Here is a 12189-nt window from a genome sequence, read left to right as displayed (position 1 = left end):
TCGGCGTAGACGGCAGGCTCCCGGCGCGGCGGGGTCCTCGCATACGATGGCCGTTGCTCAGACAAGTCAAATGGAAACCGACCGTCCCAGGCCCGACCGGCAAGGAGACCAACCCCCGTGTCCGTCCTCTCGAAGATCATGCGTGCAGGCGAAGGCAAGATCCTGCGCAAGCTGCACCGCATCGCGGACCAGGTCAACTCCATCGAAGAGGACTTCGTCGACCTCTCCGACGCCGAGCTGCGGGCCCTCACCGATGAGTACAAGCAGCGCTACGCCGATGGTGAGAGCCTGGACGACCTGCTGCCCGAGGCCTTCGCCACCGTCCGTGAGGCCGCCAAGCGCGTCCTCGGACAGCGGCACTACGACGTCCAGCTGATGGGTGGCGCCGCCCTCCACCTCGGCTATGTCGCCGAGATGAAGACCGGTGAGGGCAAGACCCTGGTGGGCACGCTGCCCGCGTATCTGAACGCTCTTTCCGGAGACGGCGTTCACCTCATCACGGTCAACGACTACCTGGCCGAGCGCGACTCCGAGATGATGGGCCGCGTCCACAAGTTCCTGGGTCTTTCCGTCGGCTGCATCCTGGCCAACATGACCCCGGCGCAGCGCCGCGAGCAGTACAACTGCGACATCACCTACGGCACGAACAACGAGTTCGGCTTCGACTACCTGCGCGACAACATGGCGTGGTCGAAGGACGAGTTGGTCCAGCGCGGTCACAACTACGCCATCGTCGACGAGGTCGACTCCATCCTGGTCGACGAGGCCCGTACGCCGCTGATCATCTCCGGCCCGGCCGACCAGGCCACCAAGTGGTACGGCGACTTCGCCAAGCTGGTCCTCCGCCTCAAGCGCGGCGAGGCCGGCAACCCCCTCAAGGGCATCGAGGAGACCGGCGACTACGACGTCGACGAGAAGAAGCGCACCGTCGCCATCCACGAGTCCGGCGTCACCAAGGTCGAGGACTGGCTCGGCATCGACAACCTCTACGAGTCGGTGAACACGCCGCTCGTCGGCTACCTGAACAACGCCATCAAGGCCAAGGAACTGTTCAAGAAGGACAAGGACTACGTCGTCATCGACGGCGAAGTCATGATCGTCGACGAGCACACCGGCCGTATCCTCGCCGGCCGCCGCTACAACGAGGGCATGCACCAGGCGATCGAGGCGAAGGAAGGGGTGGACATCAAGGACGAGAACCAGACCCTCGCCACGATCACCCTGCAGAACTTCTTCCGCCTCTACAGCAAGCTCTCCGGCATGACCGGTACGGCGATGACCGAGGCCGCCGAGTTCCACCAGATCTACAAGCTCGGCGTGGTCCCGATCCCGACCAACAAGCCGATGATCCGCAAGGACCAGTCGGACCTGATCTACCGCACCGAGGTCGCCAAGTTCGAGGCCGTCGTCGACGACATCGCCGAGAAGCACGAGAAGGGCCAGCCGATCCTCGTCGGTACGACGTCGGTCGAGAAGTCCGAGTATCTGTCGCAGCAGCTGAGCAAGCGCGGTATTCAGCACGAGGTGCTGAACGCCAAGCAGCATGACCGTGAGGCGACGATCGTCGCCCAGGCCGGCCGCAAGGGCGCCGTGACGGTGGCCACCAACATGGCCGGCCGTGGTACGGACATCAAGCTCGGCGGCAACCCCGAGGACCTCGCCGAGGCCGAGCTGCGCCAGCGCGGCCTCGACCCCGAGGAGCACATCGAGGAGTGGGCCCACGCCCTGCCCGCCGCCCTGGAGCGGGCCGAGGCGGCCGTCAAGGCCGAGAAGGAAGAGGTCGAGGCGCTCGGCGGCCTGTACGTGCTCGGTACCGAGCGGCACGAGTCGCGGCGTATCGACAACCAGCTGCGCGGTCGTTCCGGCCGTCAGGGCGACCCCGGCGAGTCCCGCTTCTATCTGTCCCTCGGTGACGACCTCATGCGGCTGTTCAAGGCCCAGATGGTCGAGCGTGTGATGTCGATGGCGAACGTCCCCGACGACGTGCCGATCGAGAACAAGATGGTCACGCGCGCGATCGCGTCCGCCCAGTCGCAGGTCGAGCAGCAGAACTTCGAGACCCGTAAGAACGTCCTGAAGTACGACGAGGTCCTCAACCGCCAGCGTGAGGTCATCTACGGCGAGCGCCGTCGCGTCCTGGAGGGCGAGGACCTGCACGAGCAGGTGCGGCACTTCATGGACGACACGATCGACGCGTACGTCGCCGCGGAGACCGCCGAGGGCTTCGCCGAGGAGTGGGACCTGGACCGGCTGTGGGGCGCCTTCAAGCAGCTCTACCCGGTGAAGGTCACCATCGAGGAGCTGGAGGAGGCGGCCGGCGACCGGGCCGGTCTGACCGCCGAGTTCATCGCGGAGTCCATCAAGGACGACATCCACGAGCAGTACGAGCAGCGTGAGGCGCAGCTCGGCTCCGAGATCATGCGTGAGCTGGAGCGCCGGGTCGTGCTGTCGGTCCTGGACCGCAAGTGGCGCGAGCACCTCTACGAGATGGACTACCTCCAGGAGGGCATCGGCCTGCGCGCGATGGCGCAGAAGGACCCGCTGGTCGAGTACCAGCGCGAGGGCTTCGACATGTTCACCGCGATGATGGAGGGCATCAAGGAGGAGTCCGTCGGCTACCTGTTCAACCTGGAGGTCCAGGTCGAGCAGCAGGTCGAGGAGGTCCCTGTCGAGGACGCCAAGCCGGTCGCCGACCTGGAGAAGCAGGACGCCGTGCCGGCGCAGGCGGGCGCGCGTCCCGAGATCCGGGCCAAGGGGCTCGAGGCCCCGCGGCGTCCGGACCGGCTGCACTTCACCGCGCCCAAGGTGGACGGTGAGGGTGACATCGTCGAGGGCGACTTCGCCAACGGTGACGAGCCGGTCCGTTCGGAGGCCGACGGCCTCACGCGCGCAGAGCGGCGCAAGCAGTCGCGTGGTGGACGGCGCCGTAAGAAGTAGCGCCGGGTGAAGGCGCCGCGAGCAGATAGCGGCGTCGAGCAGACAGTGGCGGCGCCTGTGGTGCCGTAGCGGCTGGAAGGGCCGGGTCTCCTCTGGGGGCCCGGCCCTTCGGCTTGCGGTCCGAGGTGGTGGCCTGTCGTCGGTCGTGGGTGGCCTGGGTGTGGCTGGCCTGTCGTCGGCCGTGGGTGGCCTGGGTGCGGGTGGTCAGTCGTCGTCCGTGCGTGGCCTGCGCGGGCCGCCCAGTTCGACCGCCGTGCAGCGCCAGCGGAGGTCCTGGCCCTGTTCCAGGCGGAACGCCATCGCGCGCAGTTGGTTGCCGGCGCCGATGCGGGCGAAGGCTTCCACGGCGCCCGGGCGGGGTTCGAAGTAGCCGATGTCGCGGACGACGGGGCGGGTGCCGCGGGTGCGGAGAGGACTGCGTTCGGCCAGCCAGGCGAGTTCGTCGTAGGCGCGGCCGGCGGTGTGGCGGAGCATCGAGTGGACGGGGCGTTGGCCGCTCAGGACCAGGAGCAGGCGGTCGGCGAAGACGTCGGTGGGTCGGGGCTGGGGGATCGGCCTCAGCGGGTGGTGCGTCGGCACGCTCGCCGGGGCTTCCGGCGTGTCCGGACTCGGAGCGGGCCGGGGGTGGGTCGCGCAGCCCGGCGCTGACAGGGTGCCGCCCTTCTTCGGGACCGGCGCCACCCCGGTGGCACGACTGCTCGGAGCCTGCGTGGGTGCGATGGGCCGCGGGCGGGCCGGGGCTGCTGGCGGTGAGATGGGCCGCGGCTGGGCCGGGCCTGCCGGCTGTGCGATGGAGCGCGGCTGAGCGGAGGTTGTCGGCGGCGTGATGGGCCGCGGCCGGGCGGGGGCGGACGGTGGGCGGGTGTCGGTGGGTCTGGTGCGGGCGTGGCTTCCCGTGGCGGCCTGCGAGCCGGGTGGGCGGTCGCCGGGGGAGGCCGTACGGGAGGTGCCGCCGCCCGGTGCACGGGGCGGCAGGCCGCCGGGGCGGCGAGGGTCCCGGCGGCTTTGGGGGCGGGTGCCCGGGCGGAGTTGGGTCCTGGTCATGACCTTGTTCATGGGGGTCCCCGTTCGGTGAGCCCGGGCTGTACCGGGCAGTAACTTCGCGGTCGGTGATCTTGTACGGGGTTCCGGGCGTCGGCGGCAAGGAAGCGGGGACCTGGATCGGGCGGCCGGAAACTTCACTTATCCGGGTGATCGAAGGGTGCGGAAGGCCGTGATGGCGGGCCGGTGCCGGGTGAGTTTTCGGATCGGGGTGGACGCCGGGCGAGGTGGCGGCGGGGACTCGAAAGGGGACACCCGCACGTATCCTGAAGGCCCTCCGGGAGGTGCGGGACCGCCCTCTCGGGTCCTTGCGGAGCCTTACGAATACGAAAGCGGTCAGCCATGCGCGTCTACGTCCCCCTGACCCTCCCCGGCCTCGCCGAGGCGTACAAGACGGGCGAGTTGGGGACCGGGCCGCTCGTCGCGTACGCCGTCACGCCCGCGTTGCGTGAGTGGTATCTCTCCGACGACATCGAGGAGTTGGAGTACGCGGCGCTGAACCGGGCCGCACTCGCCTCGCTGCGGCTGCTGGCGGCGGACGCCGGGGCGGCGCGGCGTCGGGTCGTGGTCGCCGTCGACGTGCCCGACGGGGCGGCGGTCGCCGACCCCGACCGGGGGCTGGATCCGTCCGCACTGGGTGAGGTGCGGATCGCCGGGGGCGTGGCGCTGGCCAAGGCGGCCGCCGTGCATGTCGACTCGGGCGACGCGGAGGCGGATGTGGCGGCGGCCGCCGAGGCGCTCGAGGCGGCGGACGGTGGGGACGACGACGCGCAGTTCGTGGTGGACGGGGCCGAGGATCACGAACTGCTGTGGTACGCGACCCAGGAGATCCCGAATCTGGTGGGGCTGGGGGACTAGGGCCCCCTCGGTTGCGGACATCCGCCCGGATGCCTCGTTGACCTGCTGTTCTCTTGATTGTCAGTGGTGGCGGGTACGGTTTTTGGCATGGGGAAGCGAGTAGGGACGCACATTGTCTGGGACTGGAACGGGACGCTGTTCCATGACAATGACGCGATCATCGGGGCGACGAACGCGGCGTTCGCCGAGCTGGGGCTGGAGCCGATCACGATGGAGCAGTACCGGGCGCTGTACTGCGTGCCGGTGCCGAAGTTCTACGAGCGGCTGATGGGGCGGCTGCCGACCGAGACCGAGTGGGAGGTCATGGACGAGACCTTCCACCGGTACTACACCGAGCACCGGGTGAAGTGTGGGCTCACCGAGGGTGTGGCGGAGCTGCTCGTGGAGTGGCGGTCGGCGGGGCGCAGCCAGTCGATCCTCAGCATGTATGTGCATGACGAACTCGTCCCGTTGGTACGGGGGTTCGGGATCGAGGAGCACTTCATACGTGTCGACGGGCGGACCGGGCCGTCCGGGGGCAGCAAGGCCGAGCACATGGTGCGGCACATCGAGGCGCTCGCGAGCGTGGATCCGGCTCGCACGGTGGTGATCGGGGACGCCGCCGACGATGCGGTGGCGGCGTTGCACGTGGGAGCGCGGGCCGTGCTCTACACCGGGGGGTCGCACAGCCGGGCCAGCCTGGAGGAGGTGGGGGTGCCAGTGGTGGACACGCTCGTGGAGGCGGTCGTGGAGGCGGAGCGGCTGGTGGCGTAGGAAGCGGGCAGTCGGGGACCGGCGGTGCAGCCCAGGTCCGGTGGTGCGGCCCGGGCCCGGCGGTACAACCCGGGTCCGGTGGTGCAGCCCTGGTCCGGTGGTGAGGTCCCCGGCGGTACGACTGCCCGCAGCCACGTCGGCCTGCCGGTCAGGTCAGCGGCGCCGTGGACATCACGTCACCGGTGCCTTCGCCCGCAGCACCGTCAGGAACTCCCGCATCCAACGGGAGTGGTCCGGCCAGGCGCGGGAGGACACCAGGGTGCCGTCGACCACGGCCTCGGCGTCCTGGAAGGTGGCGCCGGCGGCCTGCATGTCCAGCTCCAGGGCGGGGTACGCCGTGACGCGGCGGCCGCGGAGGCTGTCGATCGCGGCGGTGAGGAGGGGGCCGTGGCAGATCTGGGCGACCGGTTTGTCGGCGTCGAAGAACGACTTGAGGATCTTGCGGAGTTCGGGGTCGTTGCGGAGGTACTCGGGGGCGCGGCCGCCGGGGATGACGACGGCGACGTAGTCGCCGGGGTCCACCTCGGAGAAGGCGAGGTCGGCGGGCCAGGTGTAGCCGGGTTTCTCGGTGTAGGTGTCGAAGCCGGGTTCGAAGTCGTGGACGACGAACTGGAGCTTCTTGCGGGTGGGGGCGGCGATGTGGACGTCGTAGCCCTCCTCGCGGAGGCGCTGGTAGGGGTAGAGGACCTCCAGGGACTCTGCGGCGTCGCCGGTGACGATGAGGATTTTCGCTGTCATGTCAGGTGCGCTCCTCTTTTTGGCCGTGGTCTGCGTCTCCGTCGGGCCTTATGGGCAACGTGCCTCGGGGGCGGGGTCTTGCCAAGGGGCCGTGCGTCTCGGGGGGTGCCGGGTTGGGTGGGGTTCGCTTGCTGGTGATTGCTGGGTGCCCGGTGTTGCGGCTGAGGCCGGGGCGTTGCGCAGCCCGGTGCTGCGGGGTGCTGCCTGCGCCCACCCGTGCCGCCCCAGCGGTACGAGTGCCCGTAGCTATGCGCGCCGGAGCCGCTGCCGCTGACTTCGTAGCTGTTGCCGTGTGGCTTCGGGTTCACCGTCTGTTTTCGGACACGGGCTGCCTCCGGATGGCGTGCTTTCGCCTCGGTTCCCCGCTCATGCTCCGCCTCGCCTGCAGACACCAGCCTCCCGCTCGCCGCCCCACCCCGCCAGTTACGCCCTGCCCGCCCCCTTTGCGCCTGTGCAGAACGTCAAAGTTCCACCCCTGGTTTTGTACACATACGGCTCATGACGGGCCCCCTGTAAGGAGCGATAGCCTTAGTGGCGTGATCAGCGCGATAGCTCGCGGGGGCACTGGAGCCCCTGCCCTGCGCCCGGCGAGCACGGACGACATCCGTGACCGGGCGGCGGTCGCTGGTCTTCGCGGGCGGGAGGGGGGCGTAAGGGTTCCCGGGACGTCATGTACACCCTGGGCCCGGGCGTCGCAGAGAGCAGCGTCACACCCCGTGGGCAGCTCAAAATTGGCTCATATATCCCCGCTCATCTCACCTCGCGGCATAGCGTCGAAGCAGACCGGACACCCCGCGTCGCGGCGTTACGCCGGAGGGGAAGAGACCGTACTTCCTTCAACGTCACGCAACGGCGCGCGACAGGAGCCAGAGGACAATGCAGACCAAGCTGGACGAAGCCAAGGCCGAGCTGCTCGAGAGGGCTGCCCGGGTAGCTGAGAACAGCCCGGTCGGGGGGTATCTACCGACCGGGACGACGGACGAGAGCACCCCCGGCACCCCGGACCACGACACCGTGCTCGCGTTCCTCCAGCGCTACTACCTGCACACCGCCCCGGAGGACCTCACCGACCGCGACCCGGTCGACATCTTCGGAGCCGCCTTCTCGCACTACCGTCTGGCCGAGAACCGCCCCCAGGGCACGGCCAACGTGCGGGTGCACACGCCCACCGTCGAAGAGAACGGGTGGACCTGCAGCCACTCCGTCGTCGAGGTCGTCACCGACGACATGCCCTTCCTCGTCGATTCCGTCACCAACGAGCTGACCCGGCAGGGGCGGGGGATCCATGTGGTCATCCACCCGCTGGTCCACGTCCGCCGCGACCTCACCGGCAAGCTCATCGAGGTGCTCCCCGCCCCGCCCGCAGGCGAGGTGCCGCACGACACGCACGCCGAGTCCTGGATCCACGTCGAGTTCGACCGCGAGACCGACCGCGGCGACCTGAAGCAGATCACCGCCGACCTGCTGCGCGTCCTGTCCGATGTCCGCGAGGCCGTCGAGGACTGGAGCAAGATGCGGGACGCGGCCCTGCGTATGGCCGACGAGCTGCCCCGGGAGCCCACCTCCGACCTGCGCGAGCAGGAGATCGAGGAGGCCCGTGAGCTGCTGCGCTGGCTGGCCGACGACCACTTCACCTTCCTCGGCTACCGCGAGTACCAGCTGCGCGAGGACGACTCGCTGGCCGCCGTGCCCGGCACCGGTCTGGGCATCCTGCGGTCCGACCCGCACCACGCCGAGGACGAGAACCACCCCGTCAGCCCGTCCTTCGAGCGGCTGCCCGCCGACGCCCGCGCCAAGGCCCGTGAGCACAAGCTCCTCGTCCTCACCAAGGCCAACAGCCGGGCGACCGTGCACCGGCCGTCGTACCTCGACTACGTCGGCGTGAAGAGGTTCGACGAGAACGGCGAGGTCATCGGCGAGCGGCGCTTCCTGGGACTGTTCTCCTCAGCCGCCTACACCGAGTCGGTCCGCCGTGTGCCCGTCGTCCGGCGCAAGGTCGACGATGTGCTGCGGGTCTCCGGATTCTCGCCGAACAGCCACGACGGGCGCGACCTGCTGCAGATCCTGGAGACGTACCCGCGCGACGAGCTGTTCCAGACCCCCGTCCCCGAGCTCCAGCGCATCGCCACCTCCGTCCTCTACCTCCAGGAGCGCAGGAGGCTGCGCCTCTACCTACGCCAGGACGAGTACGGCCGCTACTACTCCGCCCTCGTCTACCTCCCGCGCGACCGCTACACCACCGGCGTGCGCCTGCGGATCATCGACATCCTGAAGGAGGAGCTCGGCGGCACCAGCGTCGACTTCACCGCCTGGAACACCGAGTCGATCCTCTCCCGGCTGCACTTCGTCGTCCGCGTCCCGCAGGGCACCGAGCTGCCGCAGCTGTCCGACGCGGACAAGGAGCGCATCGAGGCCCGCCTGGTCGAGGCCGCGCGTTCCTGGGCCGACGGCTTCGCCGACGCCCTGAACGCCGAACTCGGCGAGGAGCGCGCCGCCGAGCTGCTGCGCCGCTACTCCAACGCCTTCCCCGAGGGCTACAAGGCCGACCACTCCCCGCGCTCGGCGGTCTCCGACCTCGTCCACCTGGAACAGCTCACCGAGGACAACAACTTCTCGCTGAGCCTGTACGAGCCGGTCGGCGCCGCCCCCGAGGAGCGCCGGTTCAAGATCTACCGCAAGGGCGCGGCCGTCTCCCTGTCCGCCGTTCTGCCGGTCCTCAACCGGCTCGGCGTCGAGGTCGTGGACGAGCGGCCGTACGAACTGCGCTGCTCCGACCGCAGCGTCGCCTGGATCTACGACTTCGGTCTGCGCATGCCCAAGTTCGCGGGCGGCGACTATCTGGGCGACGACGCACGCGAGCGGTTCTCGGAGGCGTTCGCCGCGAGCTGGACCGGCAAGGCGGAGAACGACGGCTTCAATGCCCTCGTGCTGAGCGCCGGGCTGACCTGGCGGCAAGCGATGGTGCTACGGGCGTACGCGAAGTACCTGCGCCAGGCCGGGTCCACCTTCAGCCAGGACTACATGGAGGACACCCTCCGCAACAACGTCCACACCACCCGCCTGCTCGTCTCCCTGTTCGAGGCGCGGATGTCGCCGGACCGCCAGCGCGCGGGCCGCGAGATCGTCGACGCGCTGCTCGAAGAGGTCGACGCGGCGCTCGACCAGGTGGCGAGCCTCGATGAGGACCGGATCCTGCGGTCCTTCCTCACCGTCATCAAGGCGACCCTGCGGACGAACTTCTTCCAGGAGGCGGCGGGCGGTCACCCGCACGACTACGTCTCCATGAAGTTCGACCCGCAGGCCATCCCCGATCTGCCGGCGCCGCGCCCGGCGTACGAGATCTGGGTGTACTCGCCGCGCGTCGAAGGCGTGCACCTGCGCTTCGGCAAGGTCGCGCGCGGAGGTCTGCGCTGGTCCGACCGGCGTGAGGACTTCCGCACCGAGATCCTCGGCCTGGTCAAGGCGCAGATGGTGAAGAACACCGTCATCGTGCCGGTCGGCGCCAAGGGCGGCTTCGTCGCCAAGCAGCTGCCGGACCCGAGCGTGGACCGGGACGCGTGGCTCGCGGAGGGTGTGGCGTCGTACAAGACCTTCATCTCGGCGCTGCTCGACATCACCGACAACATGGTCGCGGGCGAGGTCGTCCCGCCGCCGGACGTCGTCCGGCACGACGAGGACGACACCTACCTCGTCGTCGCCGCCGACAAGGGCACCGCGACCTTCTCCGACATCGCCAACGGGGTCGCCGAGCAGTACAACTTCTGGCTCGGTGACGCCTTCGCCTCCGGCGGCAGCGCGGGCTACGACCACAAGGGCATGGGCATCACCGCCCGCGGTGCCTGGGAGTCCGTCAAGCGGCACTTCCGCGAGCTGGGCGTGGACACGCAGACCGAGGACTTCACGGTCGTCGGCATCGGCGACATGTCCGGTGACGTGTTCGGCAACGGCATGCTGCTCAGCGAGCACATCCGCCTGGTCGCCGCCTTCGACCACCGGCACATCTTCATCGACCCGAACCCGGACGCGGCCACCTCCTACGCCGAGCGCCGCCGCATCTTCGAGCTGCCCCGCTCCAGCTGGGAGGACTACAACACCGAGCTGCTGTCGGCCGGTGGCGGGATCTTCCCCCGCAGCGCCAAGGCGATCCCGGTCAACGCGCATATCCGCGAGGCCCTCGGTATCGAGGGCAAGGTCTCCAAGATGACGCCGGCCGAGCTGATGAAGGCCATCCTCAAGGCGCCGGTGGACCTGCTGTGGAACGGCGGCATCGGTACGTACGTCAAGGCGTCCACCGAGTCCCACGCGGACGTCGGCGACAAGGCCAACGACCCGATCCGCGTCGACGGCGCCGACCTGCGCGTCAAGGTCGTCGGCGAGGGCGGCAACCTGGGCCTGACCCAGCTCGGCCGGATCGAGTTCGCGCGGCACGGCGGCAAGATCAACACCGACGCCATCGACAACAGCGCCGGCGTCGACACCTCCGACCACGAGGTGAACATCAAGATCCTGCTCAACGGCCTGGTCGCCGACGGCGACATGACCGTCAAGCAGCGCAACAAGCTGCTCGCCGAGATGACCGACGAGGTCGGCCGTCTGGTCCTGCGCAACAACTACGCGCAGAACACGGCGATCGCCAACGCCCTCGCCCAGTCCAAGGACATGCTCCACGCCCAGCAGCGCTTCATGAAGCACCTGGTCAGGGAGGGGCACCTGGACCGTGCGCTGGAGTTCCTGCCCACCGACCGCCAGATCCGCGAACGCCTCGGCGCCGGCCACGGCCTGACCGGCCCGGAGACGGCCGTCCTGATGGCGTACACGAAGATCACGGTCGCCGAGGAGCTGCTGCACACCTCGCTGCCGGACGACCCGTACCTGAGCACCCTGCTGCACGCGTACTTCCCGAGCGCGCTGCGCGAGCGGTTCCCGGAGCACCTCGTCAGCCACCCTCTGCGCCGTGAGATCACCACGACCGTGCTGGTCAACGACACGGTCAACACGGGCGGTACGACGTATCTGCACCGGCTGCGCGAGGAGACCGGCGCCTCGCTGGAGGAGATCGTCCGGGCGCAGACCGTGGCCCGCGCGATCTTCCGTTCGGCGGCGGTGTGGGACGCGGTGGAGGCGCTCGACAACAAGGTCGACGCCGACGTCCAGACCCGGATCCGGCTGCACTCGCGCCGTCTCGTCGAGCGCGGCACGCGCTGGCTGCTCAACAACCGGCCGCAACCGCTGGAACTCGCCGAGACCGTCGACTTCTTCGCCGAGCGGGTCGAGCAGGTGTGGTCGCAGCTGCCGAAGCTGCTGCGCGGCGCGGACCTGGAGTGGTACCAGCAGATCTACGACGAGCTGACCGGCGCCGGCGTCCCGGACGAACTCGCCACCCGCGTGGCCGGGTTCTCCTCCGCCTTCCCGACGCTGGACATCGTGTCGGTGGCCGACCGCATGGGCAAGGACCCGATGGACGTCGCCGAGGTCTACTACGACCTCGCCGACCGCCTGCACATCACCCAGCTCATGGACCGCATCATCGAGCTGCCGCGTGCCGACCGCTGGCAGTCCATGGCCCGCGCCTCCATCCGCGAGGACCTCTACGCCGCCCACGCGGCCCTGACCTCGGACGTCCTGGCGGCCGGCAACGGCAGTGCGACGCCCGAGCAGCGCTTCAAGGCATGGGAGCAGAGGAACGCGGCGATTCTGGGTCGGGCGCGTACGACTCTGGAGGAGATCCAGGGGTCGGAGGCCTTCGATCTGGCCAATCTGTCGGTGGCCATGCGGACGATGCGGACGTTGCTGCGGACGCATTCGTGAGCTGAGCGGGCTAATTGAGCCGTACGTGCGTGAAGGCGCCCCGGACTGTGACAG

6 protein-coding genes are annotated in these 12189 nt (G+C 69.3%); 4 read left to right on the top strand and 2 right to left on the bottom strand.

Annotation, left to right across the window (positions count from 1 at the left end):
• Window positions 1-117: 117 nt before the first annotated feature.
• Entirely contained in the window at window positions 118-2937 is a 2820-nt protein-coding gene (gene secA, locus ACQEV2_RS16820) for a preprotein translocase subunit SecA (RefSeq protein ID WP_433041378.1), read from the top strand.
• Window positions 2938-3141: 204 nt separating this feature from the next.
• On the opposite strand, the gene ACQEV2_RS16815 is transcribed toward secA, so the two are convergent.
• On the bottom strand, window positions 3142-3993 hold the full coding sequence (locus ACQEV2_RS16815) for an Rv3235 family protein (RefSeq protein WP_433041375.1): 852 nt from the start codon (window positions 3991-3993) through the stop codon (window positions 3142-3144).
• A 327-nt stretch (window positions 3994-4320) separates the two neighbouring features.
• Here ACQEV2_RS16815 and ACQEV2_RS16810 point away from each other — a divergent pair, with 327 nt between their 5' ends.
• Together ACQEV2_RS16810 and ACQEV2_RS16805 are read left to right on the top strand one after the other, a co-directional pair.
• Entirely contained in the window at window positions 4321-4836 is a 516-nt protein-coding gene (locus tag ACQEV2_RS16810; protein WP_433041372.1) for a DUF6912 family protein, read from the top strand.
• 87 nt (window positions 4837-4923) lie between these two features.
• Window positions 4924-5589 (top strand): HAD family hydrolase, encoded by a 666-nt coding sequence (locus ACQEV2_RS16805; RefSeq protein WP_433041369.1) that lies wholly within the window; start codon window positions 4924-4926, stop codon window positions 5587-5589.
• A 171-nt stretch (window positions 5590-5760) separates the two neighbouring features.
• Here ACQEV2_RS16805 and ACQEV2_RS16800 read toward each other — a convergent pair whose 3' ends face one another.
• A complete protein-coding gene (locus ACQEV2_RS16800; RefSeq protein ID WP_433041366.1) occupies window positions 5761-6327 on the bottom strand; it encodes a DJ-1/PfpI family protein in 567 nt (188 codons plus the stop codon).
• 876 nt (window positions 6328-7203) lie between these two features.
• Here ACQEV2_RS16800 and ACQEV2_RS16795 point away from each other — a divergent pair.
• A complete protein-coding gene (locus tag ACQEV2_RS16795) occupies window positions 7204-12135 on the top strand; it encodes an NAD-glutamate dehydrogenase (RefSeq protein ID WP_433041363.1) in 4932 nt (1643 codons plus the stop codon).
• The last annotated feature ends 54 nt before the right edge of the window (window positions 12136-12189 follow it).

It is taken from the genome of Streptomyces sp. CA-251387, assembly GCF_050936625.1.
Taxonomy (GTDB): Bacteria; Actinomycetota; Actinomycetes; order Streptomycetales; family Streptomycetaceae; genus Streptomyces.
This window is presented reverse-complemented; position numbering and strand designations above follow the sequence as displayed.